Annotated in this window: 23 protein-coding genes and 1 tRNA gene; 8 read left to right on the top strand and 16 right to left on the bottom strand. The window is 61.3% G+C overall.

The features are described from left to right. Window positions 1-109: 109 nt before the first annotated feature. The 6 genes from KJP29_RS08420 to KJP29_RS08445 all read left to right on the top strand — a co-directional run bounded on the left by KJP29_RS08420 (window position 110) and on the right by KJP29_RS08445 (window position 6,690). Window positions 110-1,702, top strand: a complete 1,593-nt coding sequence (locus KJP29_RS08420) for an ABC transporter substrate-binding protein (protein ID WP_218463139.1) — start codon at window positions 110-112, stop codon at window positions 1,700-1,702. Window positions 1,703-1,798: 96 nt separating this feature from the next. After that, on the top strand, window positions 1,799-2,755 hold the full coding sequence (locus tag KJP29_RS08425) for an ABC transporter permease (protein WP_218463140.1): 957 nt from the start codon (window positions 1,799-1,801) through the stop codon (window positions 2,753-2,755). Beyond that, entirely contained in the window at window positions 2,755-3,171 is a 417-nt protein-coding gene (locus tag KJP29_RS08430) for a hypothetical protein (RefSeq protein WP_218463141.1), read from the top strand. Before KJP29_RS08425 ends, KJP29_RS08430 begins: the two co-directional genes overlap by 1 nt. 19 nt (window positions 3,172-3,190) lie before the next feature. Continuing rightward, window positions 3,191-4,009 (top strand): ABC transporter permease, encoded by an 819-nt coding sequence (locus tag KJP29_RS08435; RefSeq protein ID WP_218463142.1) that lies wholly within the window; start codon window positions 3,191-3,193, stop codon window positions 4,007-4,009. A gap of 64 nt (window positions 4,010-4,073) precedes the next feature. Beyond that, window positions 4,074-5,708 (top strand): ABC transporter ATP-binding protein, encoded by a 1,635-nt coding sequence (locus KJP29_RS08440; protein WP_218463143.1) that lies wholly within the window; start codon window positions 4,074-4,076, stop codon window positions 5,706-5,708. Window positions 5,709-5,853: 145 nt separating this feature from the next. Continuing rightward, complete coding sequence (locus tag KJP29_RS08445) at window positions 5,854-6,690, top strand: alkaline phosphatase family protein (protein WP_218463144.1); 837 nt, start codon at window positions 5,854-5,856, stop codon at window positions 6,688-6,690. Between the two features lie 182 nt (window positions 6,691-6,872). Here the strand turns inward: KJP29_RS08445 and KJP29_RS08450 are convergent, their stop codons facing one another. The 14 genes from KJP29_RS08450 to KJP29_RS08515 form a co-directional block, all read right to left on the bottom strand. Then, a complete protein-coding gene (locus KJP29_RS08450; RefSeq protein ID WP_218463145.1) occupies window positions 6,873-7,211 on the bottom strand; it encodes a hypothetical protein in 339 nt (112 codons plus the stop codon). A 455-nt stretch (window positions 7,212-7,666) separates the two neighbouring features. Further along, window positions 7,667-9,565 (bottom strand): acyl-CoA synthetase, encoded by a 1,899-nt coding sequence (locus KJP29_RS08455; RefSeq protein WP_218463146.1) that lies wholly within the window; start codon window positions 9,563-9,565, stop codon window positions 7,667-7,669. Window positions 9,566-9,730: 165 nt separating this feature from the next. Beyond that, window positions 9,731-11,542, bottom strand: a complete 1,812-nt coding sequence (locus KJP29_RS08460) for an ABC transporter transmembrane domain-containing protein (protein WP_218463147.1) — start codon at window positions 11,540-11,542, stop codon at window positions 9,731-9,733. 85 nt (window positions 11,543-11,627) lie between these two features. Beyond that, window positions 11,628-11,701: transfer RNA gene (locus tag KJP29_RS08465), tRNA-Gly, on the bottom strand. 63 nt (window positions 11,702-11,764) lie between these two features. Beyond that, window positions 11,765-12,895, bottom strand: coding sequence for a Gfo/Idh/MocA family protein (locus KJP29_RS08470; protein WP_218463148.1), 1,131 nt, complete (start codon window positions 12,893-12,895; stop codon window positions 11,765-11,767). A gap of 95 nt (window positions 12,896-12,990) precedes the next feature. Next, complete coding sequence (locus tag KJP29_RS08475; protein ID WP_218463149.1) at window positions 12,991-14,049, bottom strand: sugar phosphate isomerase/epimerase; 1,059 nt, start codon at window positions 14,047-14,049, stop codon at window positions 12,991-12,993. A gap of 22 nt (window positions 14,050-14,071) precedes the next feature. Further along, a complete protein-coding gene (locus KJP29_RS08480; RefSeq protein WP_218463150.1) occupies window positions 14,072-15,124 on the bottom strand; it encodes a LacI family DNA-binding transcriptional regulator in 1,053 nt (350 codons plus the stop codon). Window positions 15,125-15,130: 6 nt separating this feature from the next. Next, window positions 15,131-16,753 (bottom strand): dihydroxyacetone kinase subunit DhaK, encoded by a 1,623-nt coding sequence (locus tag KJP29_RS08485; protein ID WP_218463151.1) that lies wholly within the window; start codon window positions 16,751-16,753, stop codon window positions 15,131-15,133. A gap of 15 nt (window positions 16,754-16,768) precedes the next feature. Further along, window positions 16,769-17,767: an ABC transporter ATP-binding protein gene (locus tag KJP29_RS08490; protein ID WP_218463152.1), complete on the bottom strand. Its 999-nt coding sequence runs from the start codon at window positions 17,765-17,767 to the stop codon at window positions 16,769-16,771. Further along, window positions 17,760-18,857, bottom strand: a complete 1,098-nt coding sequence (locus tag KJP29_RS08495; RefSeq protein ID WP_218463153.1) for an ABC transporter ATP-binding protein — start codon at window positions 18,855-18,857, stop codon at window positions 17,760-17,762. Before KJP29_RS08495 ends, KJP29_RS08490 begins: the two co-directional genes overlap by 8 nt. Next, window positions 18,857-19,051, bottom strand: coding sequence for a hypothetical protein (locus KJP29_RS08500; protein WP_218463154.1), 195 nt, complete (start codon window positions 19,049-19,051; stop codon window positions 18,857-18,859). The genes KJP29_RS08495 and KJP29_RS08500 overlap by 1 nt, the downstream gene beginning before the upstream one ends. 121 nt (window positions 19,052-19,172) lie before the next feature. Then, a complete protein-coding gene (locus tag KJP29_RS08505; protein WP_039682756.1) occupies window positions 19,173-20,111 on the bottom strand; it encodes a carbohydrate ABC transporter permease in 939 nt (312 codons plus the stop codon). Between the two features lie 115 nt (window positions 20,112-20,226). Next, complete coding sequence (locus tag KJP29_RS08510; RefSeq protein ID WP_218463155.1) at window positions 20,227-21,174, bottom strand: carbohydrate ABC transporter permease; 948 nt, start codon at window positions 21,172-21,174, stop codon at window positions 20,227-20,229. Window positions 21,175-21,277: 103 nt separating this feature from the next. Next, a complete protein-coding gene (locus KJP29_RS08515) occupies window positions 21,278-22,588 on the bottom strand; it encodes an ABC transporter substrate-binding protein (RefSeq protein WP_370630887.1) in 1,311 nt (436 codons plus the stop codon). Window positions 22,589-22,986: 398 nt separating this feature from the next. Here KJP29_RS08515 and KJP29_RS08520 point away from each other — a divergent pair, with 398 nt between their 5' ends. After that, window positions 22,987-23,130, top strand: coding sequence for a hypothetical protein (locus tag KJP29_RS08520; RefSeq protein ID WP_218463157.1), 144 nt, complete (start codon window positions 22,987-22,989; stop codon window positions 23,128-23,130). Window positions 23,131-23,162: 32 nt separating this feature from the next. On the opposite strand, the gene KJP29_RS08525 is transcribed toward KJP29_RS08520, so the two are convergent. Next, window positions 23,163-24,005: a formate/nitrite transporter family protein gene (locus KJP29_RS08525; protein ID WP_370630853.1), complete on the bottom strand. Its 843-nt coding sequence runs from the start codon at window positions 24,003-24,005 to the stop codon at window positions 23,163-23,165. Between the two features lie 202 nt (window positions 24,006-24,207). On the opposite strand from KJP29_RS08525, the gene KJP29_RS08530 reads away from it, so the two are divergent. Then, complete coding sequence (locus KJP29_RS08530) at window positions 24,208-24,387, top strand: hypothetical protein (RefSeq protein WP_218463159.1); 180 nt, start codon at window positions 24,208-24,210, stop codon at window positions 24,385-24,387. 46 nt (window positions 24,388-24,433) lie between these two features. Here the strand turns inward: KJP29_RS08530 and KJP29_RS08535 are convergent, their stop codons facing one another. After that, the gene (locus tag KJP29_RS08535; RefSeq protein WP_218463160.1) at window positions 24,434-24,832 is read right to left on the bottom strand and encodes a hypothetical protein; all 399 of its coding nucleotides are present in this window, start codon (window positions 24,830-24,832) and stop codon (window positions 24,434-24,436) included. Window positions 24,833-24,868: the final 36 nt, after the last annotated feature.

Raw genomic sequence — 24,868 nt, forward strand, 5'->3', positions numbered from 1 at the left:
CGTGCATGCCTCAGGATTCCCCCTTGAAGGGTATCATCAAATGCGTACGCTAACGGTGTAATCAAAAAAACGCGCCGCCAAGGCGCAGGGGACCAACCGGGAGAAACCGATGTCTAACGAATTGAAACACCTGTCCGCAAAGGTGGCGGCAGGGACGATGACGCGCCGCGACTTCATGGCACGCGCCGCGGCCCTCGGCATATCCGCCGCCGCTGCAACCTCGATGCTCGCCACCCCAGCCAAGGCAGCCCCTGTCGCGGGCGGCACCTTCAAGATGGGTGTGCAGGGCGGCGAGTCCACCAACAGCCAGGACCCGGCCACATGGGCTTCCGACGTGCCAATCGCGGGCGGCCAGCTCTGGGGCGAAGGTCTGGTCGAGGTCGAAGCCGATGGCTCTCTCACCGGCCTCGTCGCCGAAAGCTGGGAAGGGTCCGCAGACGCCAAGACATGGCGTTTCAAGGTGCGCCAGGGCATCACCTTCTCCAACGGTCAGGCCGTCACCGCAGAAGACGTGATGAAAACAATGGAGCGCCACTCCAACGAAGAATCCAAATCCGGCGCGCTCGGCATCGTGCAAGGCATCGAGTCGATGCGCACCGATGGTGACGTGTTCGAAGTCACGCTCGCCGTGGGCAACGCCGACCTGCCCTACCTGATGGCCGACTACCACCTGATGATCCAGCCGGGTGGCGGCTTTGACGACCCCGCCGCCGCCATCGGCACTGGCGCTTACACACTGGAAAGCGATGAGCCCGGCGTGCGCATGGTCGCCAAGCGGCGCGACGATTACTGGGGCGGCGACCAGACGGTCACGGCCCACTACGACACCGTCGAAGTCATCGTGCTGAACGACGCCACCGCCCGCACCGCCGCCCTGCAGTCTGGCCAGGTCGATACGATCAACCGGGTCGAACCCAAGATCGCCAAACTGCTCGACCGCGCGCCCACCGTGGACGTGCTGTCCACAGCCGGTCGCGGCCACTACGTCTTCATCATGCATATCGACACCGCCCCGTTTGACGAAAACGAGCTGCGGCTGGCCCTGAAACACGCGCTCAACCGCGAGGAAATGGTCGAAAAGATCCTGCAGGGCTACGGCTCCATCGGGAACGACATGCCGATCAACGCGGCCTACCCGCTCTTTGACGACACGATCCCGCAGCGGACATTCGATCTGGAAAAAGCGGCCGAGCACTACAAGAAGTCCGGCCACGATGGCTCGCCCATCATCCTGCGCACAGCCGACGGCGCCTTCCCCGGTGCGGTTGATGCCGCAGCGCTCTTCCAGCAATCCTGCCAAGCCGCAGGCATCCCGCTGGAAATCAAGCGCGAACCGAACGACGGCTACTGGTCCGAGGTCTGGAACGTACAGCCCTTCTGCTGCTCCTACTGGGGCGGTCGCCCGGTGCAAGACCAGATGTACACCACGGCCTATCTGTCGACCGCGGACTGGAACGACACCCGCTGGAAGCGCCCCGAGTTCGACGCGATGCTGCTCGAAGCCCGCGCCGAACTGGACGAGGCCAAGCGGAAAGAGATCTACTCGAAAATGGGCCGCATGCTGAACGAAGAGGGCGGCCTGATGGTGCCCATGTTCAACGACTTTGTCGATGCGGTCTCGACCAAGGTCCAGGGTTGGGAAAGCGACCCGAACGGCCCGCAAATGAACTGGTACGCGTTCAAGAAAACCTGGAAAGCGTAACCTGAATAAACCGCGCCCGGTCCGTCCGGGCGCGGTTTTTCGTTGCGTGTCGCAGATTTTCGCGCCCACAGGCGCACCCCCAAGAACCGACCTTTCATGCACCCCATCCTGACACTTGTCCTGCAGCGCCTCGGCCTTGGCCTGATCCTGCTGGTCGCCGCCTCCGCTCTGCTGTTCGGCCTGACCGAAATCCTGCCCGGTGACGCAGCCCAGGCCATCCTCGGCCAGGCCGCCACCGCCGAAAGCCTCGCCAACCTGCGCGAGGAAATGGGCCTGAACCGCCCTGCCCTCACCCGCTACTTCGAATGGCTTGGCGGGATCGTCACGGGCGACATGGGCAACGCGCTCACCAACAACCTGCCCATCGCGGATCAGGTCGCCCGGCGCATGTCATCGACCCTGTTCCTCGCCTTCTGGGCCTCCATCATCTCGGTGCCGCTGGCCATCCTTCTGGGTCTCATCGCCGTGCGGTTCCAGAACCGCTGGCCTGACAAGCTGATCTCGGGCGTCACGCTCGCCTCGATCTCGCTGCCCGAGTTCATGATCGCCTACATCCTTGTCTTCTTCTTCGCGGTCAAACTGTTCTGGGCCCCATCCTTCGCCTCGATCAGCCCCGGCATGCCGCTCCTGGAGCAACTCCACGCCATCTCCCTGCCCGTGGCCGTGCTGACGCTGGTGGTACTGGCCCATATGATGCGCATGACACGGGCTGCGATCCTGAACGTGATGCAATCAGCTTACATAGAAACCGCTGAGCTCAAGGGCCTGACCACGTTCAAGGTCATCTACCGCCACGCCTTCCCCAACGCCATCGCACCCATCGTGAACGTGGTGATGATCAACCTCGCCTATCTGGTGGTCGGCGTCGTGGTGGTCGAGGTCGTCTTCGCCTACCCCGGCATGGGCCAATACCTGGTGGACGCGGTCGTCAAACGGGACGTGCCGGTTGTGCTCGCCTGCGGTGTGATCTTCGCTGCCGTGTATATCATCTTGAATATTGTGGCGGACGTTGTGTCGATCTTGGCCAACCCAAGACTAAGGCATCCAAAATAATGCGGATCGCTGGCTATATCTTTGTTTCGATCCTGGTTCTGCCAATTGCGGCGTTCGTATTTTGGTACAACCATTCTGCTGTGAACAATGCAGCGGCCAAATACACTGGTAGAGACACGAAGGCTCTCATCACCAAGCTTGAGAACAAGGGTTTTAAGATCGCTACCAAAAAAGATGACGGCTGGTTTTACACCCAAAGCAACCACCGGCATATTCTTCATCCTATCATTTACAGCTCCCACGCTGACGCGTTGAAAGCATTTTGCCTCAACAACACCTGCGAAATCTTCTCCGCGCGCAAGTCGACACCGTATCTCGGCCTTGCCCAAAAGATGGAACGCATGATTTGGGCCTCCGTGGACGGCACAGTCGAGCTTGTCTTCAACCAACACTACCCTTCGATGGGCAACAAGTGATGTTTGATCGAAAAACACTATGCTAAAAAACATCCCCCTCTCCGCCGCCCTCGGCCTCATCATCACCGGCACATACTTCCTCGCCGCGCTCTTCGCGCCGCTCATCGCCCCCTACGGCATGGCCGAAACCGTGGGCGACGTGTGGGAGCCATCGTCAGCCGCCCATTGGCTCGGCACCGACCAGATCGGGCGCGACCTGCTCACCCGCATGATCTTTGGCGGCCAGACCACGATCTTCATCGCCACCGCCGCCACGATCCTCAGCTTCACCACAGGCTCCGTCCTCGGCTTCCTGGCCGCCGTCTCCGGCGGCTGGGTGGATCAGGTCATGTCACGCCTCGTCGACCTCTTCATGTCGATCCCATCCCTGATCCTCGCCCTCGTCATCCTGTCGAGCATCGAGGCCACGGTGGTCACCCTGATCGTCATCATGGGCCTGCTCGATTCCACCCGCGTCTACCGCCTCGCCCGCGCCGTCGCGGTGGACATCTCGGTCATGGACTACGTCGAAGCCGCCCGGCTCAGGGGCGAAAAGCTCGGCTGGATCATCTTCCGCGAAATCCTCCCCAACGCGCTCTCGCCCCTCGTCGCCGAAATGGGTCTGCGCTTCATCTTCATGGTGCTCTTCATCTCGACACTCTCCTTCCTCGGCATTGGCGTGCAACCCCCGCTCGCGGACTGGGGCGGCATCGTGAAAGAGAACAAGGAAGGTATCAACTTCGGCATCGGCGCCGCCCTCTACCCGGCGGTCGCCATCGCCACGCTGGCGATCAGCGTCAACCTCATCGCCGACTGGATCCTCAACCGCACCACGTCTCTCAAAGGGGGCCGCGGATGACACCTCCTTTCTTCTGGCTGAAAATACTTCGGGGTCCGGGGCAGAGCCCCGGGGATATGCAACCATGACCACACCACTCCTCAAAGTCCGCGGCCTCAAAATCGGCGCCACAGTCTATCCGCCGGGGGAAAAACCGCACGACATCGACATCGTGCACGGCGTCGACTTCGACGTCGAACCGGGCAAGGTGCTGGGACTGATCGGCGAGAGTGGCGCGGGCAAATCCACCATCGGCCTCGCCTCCATGGCCTATGGGCGCGGCGGCGTGAAACTCACCGCCGGCTCGGTCGAGGTCAATGGCCGCGACGTGCTCAAAGCCCCGCTCAAGGACATCCGCAAACTGCGCGGCGCAGAAGTGACCTACGTCTCCCAATCCGCCGCCGCCTCCTTTAACCCGGCCAAGCAGATCATGGAACAGGTGATCGAGGCCGCCGTGGGCCAGGGCAAGTTCACCAAATCCCAAGCCCAGAAACGTGCGGTGGAACTGTTCAAGAAACTCGGCCTCCCCAACCCAGACACGATCGGCACCCGCTACCCGCACCAGGTCTCCGGCGGCCAACTCCAGCGCTGCATGACGGCGCTCGCCCTCTGCCCCGAACCCGACCTCGTGGTGTTCGACGAACCCACCACGGCGCTCGACGTCACCACGCAGATCGACGTGCTCAAAGCGATCAAGGACGCGATCCGCGACACCGGCGTGGCCGCGCTCTACATCACCCACGACCTCGCCGTGGTGGCGCAGGTCTCTGACCATATCATGGTGCTGCGCCATGGGCGCATGGTCGAATACGGCACCACCGATCAGATCATCAACGCGCCGCAGGAAGACTACACCAAGGCGCTCGTCTCCGTCCGCTCGATCACGCACGAGGAAAAACAACCCACCGAACCCGTCCTGCGCGTCGAAGGGATCACCGCCCGCTACAAGGGCACCAGCTTCGACGTGCTGCACGATGTCAGCGTCGACATCAGCCCGGGTCAGACACTGGCGGTGGTGGGGGAATCCGGCTCCGGCAAATCCACCCTCGCACGGGTGATCACGGGCCTCCTGCCCCCCACGGCCGGCAAGATCACCTTCGCAGGCCGCACGCTCAGCCCCGACCAACCCTCCCGCAGCATCGAAGACTTGCGCGAGCTGCAGATGATCTACCAGATGGCCGACACCGCCATGAACCCGCGCCAAACTGTTGGCACGATCATCGGACGCCCCCTCGAATTCTACTTCGGGCTCAAAGGCGTCGAAAAACAAAAACGCATCCAGGAACTGCTGGACGAAATCGAGCTGGGAAAAGGCTTCCAGGACCGCTACCCGGCAGAACTCTCAGGCGGCCAGAAACAGCGCGTCTGCATCGCCCGTGCGCTCGCCGCAAAACCCAAACTGATCATCTGTGATGAGGTCACATCAGCCCTCGACCCGCTCGTTGCAGACGGCATCCTCAAACTGCTCCTGAACCTGCAAAAGATCGAGGACGTGGCATACCTCTTCATCACCCATGACCTCGCCACGGTCAAAGCGATCTCCGACAGCATCGCGGTGATGTACCAGGGCAAGGTCCAGCGCTACGGCACCAAGTCCGAAGTGCTCACGCCCCCCTATGACGACTACACCGACCTCCTGCTCAGCTCGGTGCCGGAAATGAAACTCGGCTGGCTCGAAGACGTGATCGCCAACCGCAAGATGGAAAGCGCCGGCAACTAAGGGACGGCGGGCGGGGCGTCTTTGCCAAGGGCAAAGCGCGTCCGCCCCGGCCCACCCACCAATTTCGCAACCTGACCTGCACAACTGTGTCTTGGTCCCGTCACGCCCGTATGCCTACAGTGCCCTGACACGAAGGGGGCCTGCCATGACCAACAAACTCCTGCTGATCATCCTCGACGGCGTACCGCTGCGCAATTTCCGCCGCCTCTTCGGCAATCTCGAAGGATGGGTGGACAGCGGTGACGCCCAGACATGGACGCACCGCAGCGTCATCCCGTCGATCTCCGCCTCCTGCTATGCCTCGATCCATACCGGTGTCACACCTGCCGAACACGGCTGCACCGGCAACGGCAACGTCTTTCGCCTGACGCACCCGGATGTCTTCGGTCAGGTCCGTAAGACAGGCGGCACCACCGGGGCCGTCGCCCACTCCTTCTGGTCCGAATTCTTCAACCGTCACCCGTTCGATGTCACCCGCGACATCGAATACGACGAGCCGGACAGCGACACGATCAACCACGGGCGCTTCCACACTATGACGGGCTACGGCGCCAACAATCAGATGACGCCCTCAGACGTGGACCTCTTCGGCACGCTCACGAACCTTTGCGCCCGCTTCGACCTCAGCTACGGGATGCTGCACACCTGCACACTCGACAGCATGGGCCACCGCTTCTTCCACGAAAGCCAGGAAATGGACGCTGCCTGTTTCGTCATGGACGAAATGCTGGCCCCCTTCATTCCGCGCTGGCGCGACATGGGGTACGAAGTGATCGTGACCGCCGACCACGGACAGGACGAACGCGGCCACCACGGCGGGCGCGGCGCGCTGCAGCAGGAGACGGCGCTCTACTATTTCGGGGACGCAACGGGGCCGGACGCGGACACCGTCATCGACCAGTTGCAACTCGCGCCCACCATCCTGCATCGCCTCGGCGCAGACATCCCGGACACGATGCAGGCCAAGCCGTTTCTAAGCTAACCGAAGCCCTGCCAGGGGCGGCCCGTGGGCTGCCGCCCCACCGCCCTTTCAGTGCACTTTACCGTTGTCATTTGCCTATGACAGTCCTGCTGCGCCCCAACGGATAGGTAGCGGCAGCCCGCCGGGACGAGCCGGCGCTGGCACGGCGCCTTCGGCTTGATTCCGTGCCCGAGACGCTTCGTTCAAACCGCCGCCTTGTGCGCCGCAAACACCTGCGCCAGATCCGCCGCCTGCTGCATACCCTGCACCCGACGCTGTAACGCCCCCTGCCCGTCAAACAGCAAAAGCGTCACATTCGGCGCATTGAACCGCCGGGCAAAGGCGGCTCCCTCGGGTGTGTTGATGTCCGCCACCAGATACGCCATCCCGCAGTCGTCAAAATCACGCAGCGCCCGCCGCGTCTGTTTCTGCAAGGCCGTGCAGGTCGGACATTGCGGATCATGGATCTGCACGATGGCCAGATCGCCCTTGCCCACGCGGGTCAGGTCGTGCTCCGCCGCATAGGACCGAAACGAACTCACGCCCCAAAACCCACCCCCAAGCACAACGGCAGAGGCAACAGCCCCACCGCCAAGGAGTGACCGGCGCGATACGCCGCCGGAGGGTGCGGGCGACGGCGCAACCGCCTTTGCGCGTTTCTTGGACTTTGGCATGGGCTCTCTCGTTCGCAGATGTTGTCCGACAACCCTACTGCGAAACAGCGGCCAAGACCGCTCACGTCTCTGTCATGTCACGGCAAAGATGACCCGCCCGTTAACGGCCCGGCAGAAAGGTTAACGGCACTGCACATGTGAACAGAAGCTTAACCGGCCACAGCGCCCCAAAATGCGCAGTTTCACGACCAAATATCGCAGTTTGCCAAATCCACCCCGAAATCGGGTGCATTCACAGGCCCCAAAATGTGCAGAAGGCGCGACAAACTTCGCAGTTTCGCGCCTTCCCCGGTCTCACAGCGCACCGCACGGTGCGTTAAGGATTACTCGGCCGCCATCGCCTCCGACGACATTTCCCAGGGCCGGACAAAGTCGCCCAGCACCGTCTGGATCGCGGTCTCGCTCTCGCCATTGGCAACCACTTGCGCCACCAGCCCACGCTTCTTGTCATCGGTCACGGCCACAATCTCCGCCTTCAACCCGGCATCGTTCAGCGCCGCATTGTAGATGCGGGTGATGGCTTCTTTCCGCAGGTCGGGTTTGAAGATCTTGCCAACCGCCGTTTTCGGCAACTCGTCCATAATGGTCATGTGCTTAGGCTGCGCCGCCCGCTCGTGCACATGCTCCTTGCAGAACGCCATCAGCTCATCCGGCGTCACGCTGGCCCCGTCGACAAGCTCGACATAAGCACACGGCACCTCGCCCGAATGCTGGTCTGGCTGCCCGATGGCTCCGGCAAAGGCGACGGCCTCGTGGCCAAGCAATGCCTCTTCGATCTCGGCAGGATCAATGTTGTGACCACCGCGAATGATCAGGTCCTTGGCGCGCCCCGTGATCCACAGATACCCGTCCGCATCGCGGCGGCCCAGGTCGCCCGTGCGCAGGAATTTTTCATTGTAGAACAAGTCCTTGTTCTTATCCGCCTCGGTGTATGTATTGCCCGGCCAGACCCCTGGATTGCTGACGCAGATCTCGCCGATCTCGTCCACACCGGCCTCGATCGGGCCCTCGGGAGTACCCTTGTAGATCTTGACCTCGGTGTAGGGGAACGGGATGCCAACGGACCCGATTTTCTTCTCGCCGTCGATGGGGTTGCCGGACACGAGACAGGTCGCCTCGGTCATGCCATAGCCTTCGACGATCTCGACGCCGGCAGCACTTTCATAGCGCCTGAACAGTTCCTGCGGCAGCGGCGCCGAACCGGAGAACGTGGACTTCACCGTGCCGATATCGGCATCGATCGGGCGCTGCATCATCGCCGCAATAGCCGTGGGAACGGAGGCGATGAAGGTGATCTTCCAGCGCTCGGTCAGCTTCCAGATATTGTCGAACACACCCTCGCCCCGGTAGCCCTGAGGCGTCGGGAAAACGCAGTGCGCGCCGGATGCAACCGCACCCAACAACAACACATGCGCCGCCATCACATGGAAAAGTGGCAATGGCGCCAATATGTTATCTTCGGCGGTCAAAAGCGTGGTCGCCCCGACCCAGCCATTGTAGACCATGCCCGAATACTTGTGCTGCGCGACCTTCGGCATGCCGGTTGTGCCGCCCGTGTGGAAGTAACAGGCAACGCGATCTTCCTGCACGTCCTCAAATTGCAGCGTGGTCGGCTGCTTGGCACATTCGGCGTTGAAGTCCAGATAGGTGACGCCCGGCGCCTTTTCCATCTTCGGACGGATCAGCGGGATGATGAAGGATTTGAGACCCGACACGTGGCCCAGCAGATCGACCTCGAGCACGGTCTTGACGTTGGGCGCCAGCTTGACCGCCTCGGACATCTTCTGCGCCACGTCCGTCTTGGGGAACGCGCGCAGGGTGACAAGGACCTTGGCATTTGTTTCGCGCAGGATGGCACCGATCTGCTCGGCATCCAGCAGCGGATTGATGGGGTTCACGATGCCAGCGGTCGCACCGCCCAGCAGTGTCACGATGGTCTCGGTCGCATTGGGCAGAACATAGGCCACGACATCTGTCGGTCCGATACCATGACTGCGCAACATGTTGGCGCATTGCGCGGTACGGCCTTGCAATTGGGTCCAGTTCAGCGTCTCGGCCTTGGACTTCGGATCCGAGAATATCTGGAAGCTGACAGCGTTGTGGTTGGGGAACTTTTCAGCCGTGTTGCTGAGCATACCAAAGAGGGTCTTGGCGACGTCACGCTCTTCCCATGGCATTTCGTTTTCAATGGCATCGCGGTCCGCGAACCCGGCATATGTCATGGTCTTCCTCCCTGTAGCGCCATGTATTTATTCGTGTTGGCGCATTGATCCCTCGTCCAACAAGATGCGGTGGATTGCCGCAATGTTCAAGCATTGCAAGGGGTCAGCGTCCGGTCGGACGCGGCGTCAGATCGGGTGACCTTGGGTCAAAGCTGTATGTACGCGCTACTCGGCGGCGACCCCATCCGTGAACTGCAATCGCGCGAGACGGGCATAGAGACCGTCTTCGGCCACAAGCTGGTGATGCGGCCCCTGGGCCACGATGCGCCCCTGATCGAGGACGACAATCCGGTCCGCCATCTTCACGGTGGCGAGACGGTGCGCCACGATCAGCGTCGTGCGCCCCTGCGCTAGCGTATCCACCGCCTCCTGCACCGCACGCTCGCTTTCTGCATCCAGCGCGCTTGTCGCTTCGTCCAGCAGCAGGACCGGCGCATCCCGCAGGATCGCACGCGCAATGGCGATACGCTGCTTCTGTCCACCGGACAGCATTACGCCACGTTCACCGAGCGGGCTGTCGTACCCCTGCGGCAACGCACTGATGAACTCATGCGCCGCGGCCGCCTGCGCCGCGGCCTGTATCTCTGCCGCAGTGGCACCCGGTCGCCCGAAGGCGATGTTTTCGGCGGCAGATGCGGCAAAGATGATCGGATCCTGTGGCACAAGCGCGATCTGTTGGCGGAATGCCTCGCGCGCCATCTCGGCAACGTCCACACCGTCCAGCAAAACCCGCCCGTCCTGGGGATCGTAGAACCGCAGAAGCATCTGAATAATCGTCGTTTTCCCAGCCCCGGACGGACCGACAAAGGCGACCGTTTCACCCGGCTGAATGTCGAGCGTCACACCATCCAGCGCATTGATCCCGGGCCGCGCGGGATAGGCAAAGCGTACATCCTCGAACTGAATATGCCCCTTGACCGGCGATGGCACAGGTGCTGGTGCAGCCACATCTTGCACCGCATCCTCGACCTGCAACAACTCCACCAATCGCTCCGTCGCACCGGCCGCGCGCTGCAATTCTCCGATGATTTCTGACAGAGCCGCCACGCCCCCGGCCACCATCACAGCGTAGATCACGAACTGGATCAGCGCGCCCATGGTCATCACATCCGACCGGACATCGTTCGCACCAATCCACAGCACCCCGACAATCCCGACAAACACAAGGAAGATCACGATGGCAGTCATCAAGGCCCGCACCGCGATCCGACGACGGGCCGAACCAAAGCTCAACTCCGTCACGTCCGAAAACATCGCTCGGCTGGTTGCCTCGTGGGTGAAGGCCTGCACCGTCTGCACGGCGCTCAACTGTTCCGAGGCACTGCCGGACGAAGCAGCAATCCAGTCCTGGTTCTCGCGGCTCAACACGCGCAGGCGCCGCCCGAGCACGAGGATCGGCACCACGACAGCAGGCACGATCAGCAGAACAAGCCCCGTCAGTTTGGCAGACGTCAGCAGCATCAGGATCAAACCGCCGATAAAAATCAACACGTTACGCAGGGCGATGGAGATGGACGAGCCAATCACGCTCAAGATCAGCGTGGTGTCGGTGGTGATCCGGCTCAAAACCTCGCCCGTCATGATGTTTTCATAGAAACTGGGCGACATGCCGATCACGCGGTCGAAAACGGCCTTGCGGATGTCGGCAACGACCCGTTCGCCGAGCCGCGTGACAAGCATGTATCGAACGGCGGTGCCGATGGCCAAAAGCCCAGCTATGCCGATGGCGGCAAGAAAATAGAGATCGAGGATTTCCGAATGCTCGGTATTGAAATTGTCCACCACCCGGCGGACAGCCAGGGGCAGCGTCAGCGACACGATGGCCGTCGACACGAGCGCTGCAATCGCCGCGCACATGAGCTTCCAATAGGGCGCAACAAAGGGCCAAAGCGCGCGCAAGGCGCCAATCTGCTTGGATTTTTCGCGCTCTTCCGTGCCCGGGTTGGGCGGTGCGGCGGCGGTCGTCTGGTCGGCCATGCGGTCTCCGGAAACTACTCAATCCCGCACATGCATGTACCAGTGCAGTCTGGTCAAGTGGACAGGGCGGCGCATGGGGAAGGTTTGGAGCGGGCGGCGGGAATCGAACCCGCGTCATTAGCTTGGAAGGCTAAGGTCTTACCACTACACAACGCCCGCAGCTCCGATGCCTCAGATATGGCAAGGCCCGGGGCGGGTCAAGCCGCCCCATGGCCCCTATTGTTAGTGGTCGAGCTTGACCCAAGCCGCGTTCCGGGCCGAGGACTTGACGCAAGCCGACACGAATTGCACGCCCTTCAACCCGTCATGGACGGTCGGATAGAGCACGTCAGCAGGCACGCCCTGTCCCGCCTTGGCCGCCATGATCGCGTCCGCCGCTTCGGTGTAGATGTTGGCAAAGCCCTCAAGATATCCTTCGGGGTGACCCGGCGGGATACGCGAGACACGCGCCGCTGCATCACCTGCCCCCGCCCCATTGCGCGTGATCAGGCGCTTGGGTTCACCAAAAGGCGTGTGCCACAGGTAGTTCGGATCCTCCTGCGCCCATTCAAACCCGCCCTTGTCGCCATAGACCCGGATGCGCAGCGCGTTCTCGTTCCCAGGCGCCACCTGGCTGCACCACAGCATTCCTTTGGCCCCGCCGTCAAAGCGCAACATGACGTGGCCGTTGTCATCCACCTGCCGTCCAGGAACAAAGGCTGTCAGATCGGCGGCGAGGCTATCGACCTCGAGCCCGGTGATGAAACAAGCAAGGTTGAAGGCGTGCGTGCCAATGTCACCCGTAGACCCACCCGCACCCGAGCGCGCCGGATCCGTCCGCCACTCGGCCTGCTTGAAGTCTTGCTCGACCGTCAGCCAATCCTGCGGATACTCTACTTGCACCACCCGAATGGCGCCAATATCGCCATTTGCAACCATCTCACGCGCCTGCCGCACCATCGGGTAGCCCGTGTAATTGTGGGTCAGGATAAACAGCGCATCGCTATCTTCGGCTGCCTTCACCAGCTTCTTGGCGTCTGCCAGGGTCGAGGTGAGCGGCTTGTCGCAAATGACGTGAATGCCACGCTTCAGAAACTCGCGCGCGGCGGCGTAGTGCACATGGTTGGGCGTCACGATGCTGACCGCATCGATGCCATCCTTCCGCCGCGCCTCACGCTGCGCCATCTGCTTGAAGTCGTCGTAAATACGCGGCAGGCCCAGCGCCTCACCACTGGCCTGCGACTTCTCTGGCGTCGAACTCAACGCCCCCGCTACCAATTCGAAACGATCATCAATGCGGCTTGCGATACGGTGCACCGCTCCGATAAAGGCGTCATTGCCGCCACCCACCATACCCAATTTGATCCGGCTCATGTCATCCTCCCGGTCGGCATGTCAGCGCAACCGTCCCTCTTCCCTGTTTCAAAAAAATCCTCCCCGAAGGGCCGATCTGCCACAAGCGCCAACGCTTAGTCGTCTATGCCCAGCATCTTCCGGTTCGCTGCCTCGTCCGTGCCACCGTCAGCGAAGTCATCGAACGCACGTTCGGTCACGCGAATGATGTGATCCTTGACGAATTGCGCCCCTTCGCGTGCGCCATCTTCGGGGTGCTTCAGGCAGCATTCCCATTCCACTACAGCCCAACCGTCAAAGTCGTTGGCGGCCATCTTCGAAAACACAGCCCCAAAATCCACCTGCCCGTCACCCAAGCTGCGGAACCGTCCGGCTCGATCCACCCAGCTTTGATAGCCGGAATAGACGCCCTGCCGCCCGGTCGGATTGAACTCCGCATCATTAACGTGGAACATGCGAATGCGATCCTTGTAGATATCGATATTGTCTAGGTAATCAAGGCATTGCAGCACATAGTGGCTGGGATCGTAGAGCATGTTGCAGCGCGGATGGTTGTCCAAACGCTCCAGGAACATCTCGAAAGTCACACCGTCGTGCAGGTCTTCGCCGGGGTGGATTTCATAGCAGACATCGACGCCCATCTCCTCCGCGTGATCCAGGATCGGACGCCAGCGCGCTGCCAACTCGTCAAAAGCCGCTTCGATCAGACCCGCCGGGCGCTGCGGCCACGGGTAGATGTAAGGCCACGCCAAAGCGCCGGAGAAGGTCGCGTGCGCCTTGATCCCCATGCGGGATGAGGCGGACAGGGCGTATTTCACCTGCTCCACCGCCCATTCCTGCCGCGCCTTGGGATTGCCGCGCACCTCTTCTGCGGCAAACCCGTCGAACGCGCTGTCATAAGCCGGATGCACGGCCACAAGCTGCCCCTGCAGGTGCGTCGACAATTCGGTCACTTCGACCCCGTTCTCGCGCGCCACCCCAAGAAACTCATCGCAATAGTCCTGCGAGCCCGCGGCCTTCATCACATCGAACAGACGCCCGTCCCAGCTGGGGACCTGCACGCCTTTGTAGCCGCACTCAGCCGCCCATTTGGTGATCGCGTCCCACGAATTGAACGGCGCCTCGTCACTTGCGAACTGCGCCAGAAACAGCGCCGGGCCCTTGATGGTTTTCATGATGTCTCCTCCCTTCATGCCGCTATGGGGACGGCATGTTTTCCTTCAAATAGATGTCGATGCGGATCCGTTCCTGCGTGTGATCAATGGGCTGGCGGTCCGCCGTGGCCTTCATCAGCCGCACGGCAGAACGCACCAGATGGCCCGTGTCCTGAGAGATGATGGCATCAAACACATCCTGCTCCAAGGCGGTGCGCGAGGTCGGCGTCAGCTCGTGCGCAACGACGACGAGACCGGGATGCGGATTGTCACTCAGATACTGGATCAGCCCCGGATTGCCTGCTGCAGACGAGTAGATGCCACAGAGGTCCGGATAGGACGCAAAGACCTCCGGCAGCATCCTGCGGATCAACTCGGGATCGTCCCGCCCCTCGATGCTGGCAACAACATCCAGCTCCGGAAAACGGTCCGACATGACGGCGTCAAAGCCCTTGCGCCGCTCCAGGTGGTCCCGCGCAAGCCGCGAGCCCGTGATGACAAGCACCCGCCCGCCCCGTTTGGCAAAGCGGCCCATGAGATGCGCGGCTGTCCGGCCAGCGGCCACGTTGTCCACACCGATGAAGTGGTCGCGGTCCGAACTTGGCAGATCAGCAACAAGGGCCACGACTACAATTCCGCGTGCCCGCGCGCGCTTGACGGCGTCCCGCACCGACGGAGTTTCCGGCCCGAAGACGGCCACACCGTCCGTCCGCGTGGCATCCACGCTGTCGAGCGCCTGAACGATGGCCTGCGGATCGAAGGGCGGCACACGCACGGTGTCCAATGTCGTCCGCTGATGGCGCAGCTTTGCGCCCTGTTCGGTCACATGCGCATCCAGCGCCACGACAAACTCGTTGTCCGTGTCCGGCAGAATGAACAGCATGTTATAGACACGCCCCCGCGCCAGGTTGGCCGCCGCCGTGTCGCGGACATAGCCCAACTCGGCAATCGCCTTGTTCACCTTGTCGATGGTGACAGAGCGCACGCCGGGGCGCGCGTTCAGGACACGGTCAACCGTCGCCAGCGACACACCCGCCACGCGGGCAATGTCATTGACGGTCGGTTTCAGGCCGCTCTTCGTGTCCTGTTTGTTCAAATGTGCCTACCCTTTCATGGCCTTTGCCAACCCTTCAAAAACCAGCGCCACGGCTTCCGCCCCCGGGTCGTTGTGCCCTTTGAGGTTGTCCGACGGGACATATGCCGCCCGGCCCGCCTTTGCACGGTGAATCTGCGCCGTGCTGTCCGCGCCCGCGCGTGCGGCGGCGGCAGAGGCGTCGATGCCCCCCGGTAGCGCATCCAAAGCGGGCGCCAGTGCGTCGATCATCGTCCGGTCCCCGACCTTGGCACCGCCCACATCACTGACCCGCTTCAGCCCTTCCGCCAGCGCCTTGTGCACCGGCGCACCACCAGCACAGGCGTCGCCTGCCGCGTTGAAATAGATGGCGAGGATCACGCCTGAAGACCCGCCCATGGTTTGGCTCAACTCGTTTCCGAGGGCCGGGAAAAGCTGTGTCAGGTCGGCCAGCGGCATCGCATCAAGCCGATCCTTGAGCGCCCGCGCGGCGGTGGCCAACGTGCTGCCCGTGTCCCCGTCGCCGGACTTGGCGTCGAGTTCGTTCAGGTCTCCTTCGGCAGCGATCAGCGCATCGGCCACCTGCGCAATGATATCCCGCGTCTGCGCATTGGCCGAAGGGATTGGCTCGATTGGGGTGAGGCCGTCTGGCAGCGGCGTTACCGGCACATCGACCAACCCCTGGAGGCCGGGCCATGCTGCCATCGGGACAGGTGTCGCCAGCGCTTCGAGATCATCGGCGCCCACCGGTAGCACAGACACGGAAAACCCGTGCATGTCGAGCGAAGTCATCATCGGTGCGGGGCCGATCACGTGGCTGGCGATGCCGGACTGCGCAAGCCCGTGGCTGAGCACCGACATTTCAAGCGGTGTGGTCGAGCCAAGATTGTTCACAAGGGCCACGCACGGCCCCTGCCCGGCGTGCTCGCGCAATTTTTCAAGCACGGTGTTCATCGCCTGGGACGCACCGGTGAAATCCACCTGCTCCACCCCCGGTTCGCCATGAATACCAAGACCCAGTTCGGCTTTGCCCGCCGGGATGCGGTTCTCCTTCGGTGAACCGGGCACGGTGCATGTGTCGAGGCTGGTGCCGATGGAGACCACGCTGGCGATGATGCGCCGGGCAGCGTCGGCGACCTCTTCCAGAGGCTTGCCTGCCTCGGCCATGGCGCCCGCAATCTTGTGCACGAAGAGCGTGCCCGCGACGCCGCGCGGCTGCGGCAGGTCGGGCAGCGCGATGTCATCATCGACGACCACCATCTCGACTTTTCGGCCCAGTGCGCGCGCCCGCTCGGCGGCCAGGCCGAAGTTCAGCCGGTCGCCGGTGTAATTCTTGACGATCAGCAGGCACCCCGCCTCGCCCGTAACGGCCAGAATGCCCGCGAGTACGGCCTCGACCGAAGGCGAGGCAAACACCTCGCCGCAGACCGCTGCTGTCAACATTCCGGGACCAACAAAACCGGCATGGGCGGGTTCGTGCCCCGAGCCACCGCCCGAGATCAGCGCCACCCGGTCGCGCGCCCAGTCCGTGCGGTAGACCACCTTGATGTGCGGATAGCCATCCAGCCGCGCCAGTGCGCCACCCGAGCAGGCCAGAAGCCCGTCGATGGCTTCCTTGACCAGATCCTCTTTCGCATTGACGAATTGTGCCATGTGCTTGTCCTTTTCTCAGGTGATCCGTGCGCCGGAAGCATCGAAAAACACAGGATTTTCCGGGGCGATCTGGATGGTCTCGCCGGCCTCGAGCGTCGTGTGTGGATCGGTCAGGGTGATGACGTCGTGGTCAGCCACTTTCAGGTGCAGCCGGGTCTGGTCGCCGAGGTGCTCCACCCGCACCACCTGCGCATCGCGGCCCGCACCGTGTCGGATATTTTCAGGCCGTAGTCCGACCTGATGGGCGCCTGCGGGGGCATCCTCACCCATCAGACCAACGGGCAGCAGGTTGATCCGAGGCTGGCCCAAACGCGCCGCCACATAAGCTGTGCGCGGGTTTTCGTAGATGTCGCGCGGCGTGCCAAACTGCACGAGCCGCCCTTCATCGAGCACACCCACATGGGTGGCCATCGTCATCGCTTCGATCTGGTCGTGGGTCACGTAGAGCAGTGTTGCCGCCAGTTCCGCGTGAATACGTTTCAACTCGACCCGCAGGTCAGCGCGCAGCTTGGCGTCGAGTGAGCTGAGCGGTTCGTCCATCAGATAGACTTGCGGATCGCGCACCAGCGCGCGCCCGATGGAGACACGCTGCATCTCGCCACCCGACAGCTCGGTCGCCTTGTTGTCGAGTTTATGTGGGATATGAAGAACTTCGGCCACCTCATTGACTTTGCGTGCTATTTCACCCTCGGGCGTCTTGAGAATGGGCGAGCGCAGAGGAAAGGCGAGATTGTCGCGTACGGACATGTGTGGGTAGAGGGAATACTGCTGAAACACCATCGCCACATCACGCTGTGCGGGGGTCAGATTGGTCACGGATGTGCCGCCGATCTTGATGTCACCGGTGTCCGGTTTCTCCAGCCCAGCAATCAGGCGCAGGGTCGTGGTCTTGCCTGCGCCAGTGGGTCCCAGCAGCACGACAAAAGCGCCGTCGGGAATGGTCAGGTCCATGTCGATAACCGCTTGCGTGGTCTTGAAGGATTTGGACACGCCGGTCAGTTGCACCTCAGCCATGGGCGAGCACTCCTTCGTTCAGTTCTGAGCGCAGGGCGCGGCCCGTGGCCTTGTCGAACAGGGTCACCGTCTTGGCGTTGAAGCCGAGGCCCACCGTCTCGCCCACCGTCGCGAGCTGGTCGGAGGCGATGCGTGCCTTCACCTCTCCGTTGGGCGTGTCGAGCGTGATGATTTGGGTCGTTCCGAGGTATTCAGTGGCGAGGATTTTGCCACGATAAGCGCCATCATCGGACAGATTGATATGTTCCGGGCGGACGCCGAAGACGAGATCGCCCGAAGCCCCTTCGCGCAAGGTCGGCACGCTCATCGTTTGGTCCGCAAGCGTGACCAACTCTTCGCCTTTCGCGACTTTTCCCTGAAAATTCAGGAAGTTCATGGACGGTGAGCCGATGAAGTCCGCTACGAACATGGTGGCAGGCATGTCGTAGATGTCCTGCGGTTTGCCGAACTGTTCGACAACGGCGTTGTTCATCACGACGATCTTGTCGCCCATCTGCATCGCTTCGAGCTGGTCGTGGGTGACGTAGACCGTGGTGGCCCCCATGCGGTCATGGAGGGCGCGCAACTCCTCCGCCATGTGTTCGCGGAATTCGGCGTCGAGCGCGCCGAGGGGTTCGTCCATCATGAACGCTTTGGGTTCACGAACGATGGCGCGACCGAGCGCAACCCGTTGCCGGTCGCCGCCGGACAGGCCGCCCACGGGTTTCTTGAGGATGTCCTTGATGCCGAGGATTGTTGCGACCTCGTCCACCTTGGCCCGGACTTGCGCGCGGGGCATGCCCTGGCTGACCAGCGGGTAGCTGAGGTTCTTGTAGACGTTCATGTGAGGATAGAGGGCGAACATCTGGAAAACAAAAGCAATATCGCGTTCCGACGGGGGACGCTGGCCGATCTCTTCGCCGTCGAGAAAGATCTCGCCGCTCGTGGGCAATTCGAGACCCGCGATCATGCGCAAGGTGGTGGTTTTGCCGCAGCCTGAGGGGCCCAAAAGCATAAAGAATTCACCGTCTTCGATCGTGAAGCTCGACTCTTTCACAGCGATGAAATCGCCGAATTCTTTGCGGACGTTCTTGATGACAATCTCGGCCATTACTCACCTTCCGGGAAGTGGCTGACGACGATGAACATGACGGTGCCCACCAGCGTCGTGATGAAGGAATAGGTGAAGGCCCAGAGGACGAAGGGCTGCATCAGCATGAAGACCCCGAGCGCGATGATGATGGTGGCCAGCATCTCCCACGGGCCGCGGCGCAGGCGCATGAGGCCGGTCAGGAATGTGCGCATGACGTGCCCTCCGATTGGCTGAAACGAGGGGGGTGACATCCGTACACCATCCGTACACCCCCTGTGCACCCCCCATGCACCCCCCCGGTGCACCAAGATGTTGTGGTTGGACATAGGCGGATCATTTGCGCACCGCTCCGAATGTGATGCCCCGCAGCAGGTGTTTGCGCAGCAGGATGGTGAAGATCATGACGGGCAACAGGAAGATCGTAGCCCCTGCCGCGACTGCCGGCCAGTCGAGGCCGCCGACGCCGATGATCGTGGGGATGAAGGGCGGTGCCGTCTGGGCCGTGGCCGAGGTGAGCAGCACCGCGAAGGCGTATTCATTCCAGGCGAAGATCAGGCAGAAGATAGCCGTTGAGGCGATGCCGGTGGCGGCTTGCGGCAGCACCACTTTATAGAACGCTTGGAACCGCGTGTAGCCGTCGATCAGGGCCGCTTCTTCGTACTCGCGCGGGATTTCGTCGATGAAGCCCTTGAGCAGCCAGACCGCGAGCGAGATGTTCACGGCCGTGTAGAGCAGGATCATGCCCAGATGCGTGTCCGACAGGCCGAGGTTGCGGTACATCAGGAAGATCGGGATCGCGACGGCGATGGGCGGCATCATCCTTGTACTGAGGATGAAGAACAGTAGGTCATCCGCCAAGGGTATCTTGAAACGCGAGAAAGCGTAGGCCGCGAGGGTGCCGAGGAAGACCGACAGGAAGGTCGAGCCGAAGCCGATGATGACCGAGTTCAGGAACCGTTCTCCGAACTTCGAGGGGCCGACGATGACCATGTCGTATTCGCGCACGATCTCATCCGCCCAGTTCTGCGGCGGGTTGGCGTCGAGGAATTCCTGCGTTTGCCGTGTGCGGGTCGTGAAGAGGTTCACGTAGCCTTCGAGCGTGGGCTCGAATACGACCTTGGGCGGGTAGCTGATGGCATCGCTGGGCGACTTGAACCCGGTGAGCATGATCCATGCCAGCGGGATCATCGTGATCAGCGCGTAGAGGATGACCAGCGATCCCGCGAACCATTTGGACCGCGTGCTGGGTTCAGTGACGGAATAGGCGCTCATGATCTGCGGTCCGGTTTGGGCGTCGGGGTTCGGAGGGGGGCTGTCTGCCCCCCGGTGCTGGCGCACCGCCCCCCGAGAGTTTTTCTGGCAAGATGAAGGGTGGATCGGGTCATGATCAGCGCTCCTTCACCTTGTTGAGGGCTTTGACGTAGATGCTGGCGAGGCCGAAGACCGTGACGAAGAGGATGATGGCGTAGGCGGATGCGTAGCCGGTGCGCCATTTTTCGAACGCCTCGCGCTTGAGGTTGATCGAGGTGAGTTCGGTTGTCGAACCCGGGCCGCCGCCGGTGAGTTGGACGACGAGGTCGAACATCTTGAAGTTCTCGATGCCGCGGAAAAGCACGGCGAGCATCAGGAAGGGCAGCACCATCGGAATGGTGATGGTGAAAAACTGGCGGAGTTTGGAGGCGCGGTCGACCTCGGCCGCCTCATAGATGTAGTCGGGGATCGACCGCAGCCCGGCGAGGCAGATGAGCATGACGAAGGGCGTCCACATCCACGTGTCCACGATGACGATGGACCATGGCGCAAGCTGGACGGAGCCGAGCATTTCGAAACTGCTGGGGTCTTTGCCGGTGAAGAAGGCGACGATGTAGTTGAAGAGGCCGATTTGCGGCTGGTAGAGGAATTTCCAGAAATTCCCGACCACCGCGGGCGACAGCATCATGGGCAGCACGATGATCGTGGTCCAGAGGTCGTTGCCCTTGAATTTCTTGTTGATCAGCCAGGCCAGCGTGAAGCCGATCAGCACCTGCAGCGCGATCGTCCAGAACAGGAAGTGCGCCGTGGCCTGCATGTTCAGCCAGATGTCGCTATCCGTGAGGATGCGTTCGTAGTTGCGCAGGCCGATGAATTCCGGTTCGCGGTTCAGCCGGTTGGCGCGGTAGTTGGTGAAGCTGAGCTGGATCGTCCAGATCAGCGGGAAGATGTTGATGGCCAGCAGCAGGAAGATCGTGGGGGCGACAAAGATCCACGCGATCGCGCGGTCGCTCAGTCCCTTGATCTTGCGCGCGACGCGTTGGGGCGTGGCCTTGGCGGCGCGGTTGGCGATGGTGTCTGTCATCTGGCACAGCTTTCTCGTGAGGTGGGCAGATTGCACACCCTACAAAGGGTCGGGTTCGGTCGGAGGTGGGGTGGGCATTGCTGCCCACCCCTGGGAGGAGGACTTAGAGCTTGCCTTCGTCCTCAAAGACTTCGGTCCAGTCCTCGATCAGCTTGTCGAGGGCTTCCTGTGCCGTGCCCTGATCCGCGACCACATAGTCGTGGATGCGCTTTTGCATGGCGAGCAGCAATTCGGCATAGGTCGGTTCCTGCCAGAAGTCCTGAACGTCGTTCATCGCTTCGAGGAAGTCACCGGCGAACGGCGCGCTGTCCTTGAAGCCCGGATCGTTCAGGACCGCGTTGTGGGCCGAGTAGCCACCCAGCTCCCACCACTTGGCCTGCACCTCGGGGTTGGCAAACCACTTGATGTACTCAAGCGCTGCATCCTGTTTGTCGGAATAGGCAACCACGCTGATCCCCTGCCCGCCCAGCGTCGAGCCGGCCTGGTTCTGAGGTGGGTTCACGAAGAAGTCGATCTTGTCCCCGCCGGTGTCCGGATCGGCATAGAGGCCGGGGAAGAACGCGAACCAGTTCATCGCCATGGCGACCTGACCGGACTTAAAGGCGTCGAGCGATTCACCCATGTAGGAGTTGGTGTAACCGGGTGGCGTCGCGGTTTCGTAGAACTCTTTGTAGAATTCCAGCGCTTCGACGGCTTCTGCAGAGTTTACCGCCCCCTCCATGTCGTAAGAGCCGGGAGTGTTCTCGTACTTGAACCCCCATGGATAAAGCGCCGAGGTCACGCCCATTGTGATCCCTTCGGAGCCGCGCTCGGTGAAGATGGACGCGCCGTAGACGGTCTTGCCATCGATCTCGCGGCCCTGGAAGAACTGGGCGATTTGCAGCATCTCGCGCTGGCTTTGCGGCTCGCGCAGGTCTTCGCCCGTGGCTTCCTTGTAGGCAGCCTGGATGTCGGCATCGGCGAACCAGTCGGCGCGGTAGAACCAGCCGTTGGCGTCGCCCATGGCAGGCAGTGCGTAGTAGTTCGGCGTGCCCTTGGGCCATGTGGAATAGGCGTAGACGGTCGCGGGTGCGAAGTCGTCCATGCTGATCCCTTCGGCGTCGAAGAAGTCGTTCAGCTTGACGTAATGCCCGTTCTCGGCGCCGCCGCCGATCCATTGGCTGTCACCGATCAGCAGGTCGCAGAGCTTGCCGCCCGAGTTCAGCTCGTTCAGCATCCGGTCGGCGAAGTTGGGCCAGGGGATGAACTCGAAGTTCATGGTGTGGCCGGATTGGGCCTCGAACTCCTTGCTGAGTTCCACCAATGCATTTGCCGGGTCCCAGGCGGCCCAGCAGAGTGTCAAATCATCTGCCATGGCCAAGGTTGGCACGCTGACAGATGTCATCAAGGCCGCACCCACGGCGGCTGAAGTCATTTTTTTCATATGATCCTCCCTATCGGTCCCGTGTTTGCGGTGACCTTGGGGGGAAACGCTATTTGAGGGACGTACATCATGTCAACGGATTTTTGAGGAACGTTCATCATTTTGACACGAAATTGGGCTATCTATCTGAGTTAAAAACCTATTTTACTTCACCTCAAAATATCGACGCCATGTGAAGCGGCACGCAACCCGCGACAATACTGTGACGGCGGCACGCCGAAAGCGTTTCGTATCGCCCCCTTTGGACGTTCAAAAAAGTAGAATTGCACCGACGGGGACATCTGCGGTTGGACAATTGATGTTTCGGCGGCGGCGCTCAAGGACCAGATATCGGGAACTGATGGTCCGAAGATGCGTTTTCCTTTCAAGCAGAAAAGAAAGGAGCAGACATGAGCATCGAAGCACTGATCGTGATCCTTCCTGCATTGACCTTTGGAATGGTTCTGGTCTGGGCGTATCTCAGCAAGCGCCGCACCGAACAGCGCATGGAAGAAAGCGATCGCGAGAAGTCCAGTCTCGCGAAGGATGGTTAGAAAAGACGGGGCGCCCAAAAGCGCCCCGTTCTTCATTTGGCGTCGTCAATTTCCGGGCGGATCTGGGCGTAGGTCATCATCGTGAAGACGGCTGTTCCGCCGATCACGTTTCCGACCAGAACGGGCAGGAAAAAACCGAACACAGCTTGCGGTGCACTGATCATCCCTTGAACGGCCAGAACGGCCATTTCGACGGATCCTGCAACGATATGCGTGAAGTCGCCCAACGCAATCAGCCACGTAAAGATGACGATAAGCAACACTTCGTTGTTTTGGGCCGATGGCAACATCCACACGATGGAGGCGATCAGAATGCCTGCGGGAATACCGCGCACCAAACCTTCGACAGCAGGGAAACCTGTCGCGTGCGCACTCAGTTCGTTGACTACGGCCAACATCTCTGGCGTGAGCGCGGGCGTGTAGACCAGGAACAGAGCAATCAGAAATGCGCCAATGACATTCGCAAAGAGCACGACCGACCACAGCGTGGCAACACGCGCAAATATCGATCGGCAGGGGTCGAGTACCATCGGCACGACGGTCGTGATCGTGTTTTCGGTGAACAATTGCATCCGGCCCAGTATGACAAGCAGGAAGCCAAGGGAATAACCCAGGTTTTCAATGATGTAGCGCCAGCCGGTATCGGGCAAATGGGCGCGGAGATACGCTTCTCCCAACACCGAAAAGCTGATGAGAATGCCAGCCGCGATGCCCGACCAGAACAACGTGTTAATTGGCCGCCCAAGCTCCTCGTCCCCATGCCTGCGTATGGTTTCGAAAATGAGCCGCGGCGACAGACCGGACGCCTCTGTTACCGCCTCATCCTCGCTTTTCTTTTCGACAAGAGTGGAAGACGAATTGTGGGTCATTTTCATGGTCCGACGTGCAAATCATTTACGCTTCAACGCAAATCCATCGGTTTCGTTCCGACGGCAATTGCCCGAACCGTGGTCTGCATTTTGGTACGGAGCCGGCAAACACATTCGGCTGTTGGAATGGTGTCGCGCACATTATTGTTGGAACTCCCGCGTCCTTTCGACGTTGTCATAACAACGCATGACCGAAAGGAGACGATACATGTCGGCACCCGACACAGATGTCGAAACGCAAACACGCAAACACTGGTTTGTTCTGGCCGGACTAGGCGTCGTGGTTCTGATCGCAGGCGTCTTTTTCGTGGCAAATGTCTATTCAAGTGTCGACGATAACGCCGCGCTCGTGGGTGACGATGCCCAGATGATCGAGCCGCAGAGCTAGACTTGCACACCGCGCACCCGATCGGATGATCGGGGCAACGTGATGCTTACGCGCTTTCGGGATCCCTGGCTGCGCGGATGGCCTGCACGGCGTGTCCGATGCAGAGGTCAAGGTCCTGATCCGAATAGGGTCTTTGCAAGAAGACGGCATCCACGTTCCGAGCACGGTGCGCATCGCCATTGATGAGGATCTGCCCCACGCCCGCATCCCGCAGGCTCTTGCACACATGATCGGCCACCTTGTCCTCGCCATGAAACGACAGAAGTGCGAGGGACGGCAGACGATGTCCTTGCTCCAACAACGAGGCAACCTCGGTCGCAGAGCGACAATGGACGATCTCTACGAAACCGAAGCGCTGCAGCGCGTCTGTGATGTCTTCGGCTTCTACAAAATTCGGAGTGACGACCAGACCCAGGGTCTGATCGGGTGTTGTGCGCGCTGTCATCGAGGTATCGCCCTTTCTTATGTTTGGACGTCCTCA

It is taken from the genome of Maritimibacter sp. DP1N21-5, from assembly GCF_019218295.1.
Lineage (GTDB): Bacteria > Pseudomonadota > Alphaproteobacteria > Rhodobacterales > Rhodobacteraceae > Maritimibacter.